The 447-nt window shown below is 58.8% G+C and carries 1 protein-coding gene; it reads left to right on the top strand.

Going from position 1 to position 447, the window contains the following annotated elements; genetic code table 11:
- Window positions 1-357: hypothetical protein (locus CBG10_RS11335; protein WP_179231263.1), on the top strand; the 357-nt coding region annotated here is incomplete at its 5' end.
- Window positions 358-447: the final 90 nt, after the last annotated feature.

Below are 447 nucleotides of genomic sequence, written 5' to 3'. Positions count from 1 at the left end.
CGTGGTTGCGCACTTGTTGATGCACTCGTGCTTGCGCTCGTCGAGGCGCTCGTTGAAGCGCTCGTTGACGCACTAGTCGAGGCACTTACTGAGGCACTCGTTGAGGCGCTCGTTGACGCACTCGTCGAGGCACTTGCTGACGCACTGGTTGACGCACTTGTTGATGCACTCGTGCTTGCGCTCGTCGAGGCGCTCGTTGAAGCGCTCGTTGACGCACTAGTCGAGGCACTTACTGAGGCACTCGTTGAGGCGCTCGTTGACGCACTTGTTGACGCACTTGTTGACGCGCTCGTCGCTGCCCTCGTTGACGCACTCCTTGATGCACTCGTTGCGGCGCTCGTTGACGCACTCGCCTAGGTGCTCGTTGCTTCGCTCGTTGCTGCACTTGGTGCTACACTATCTGATGAACTTGTAGACGCGCCTCGTGATCCACGTGTTGTCTCACGT

The organism is Limosilactobacillus reuteri (assembly GCF_002254085.1).
GTDB classification, from domain to species: domain Bacteria; phylum Bacillota; class Bacilli; order Lactobacillales; family Lactobacillaceae; genus Limosilactobacillus; species Limosilactobacillus reuteri_K.
The sequence above is the reverse complement of the archived record's forward strand: the minus strand, read 5'-3'. Positions and strand labels throughout refer to the sequence as shown.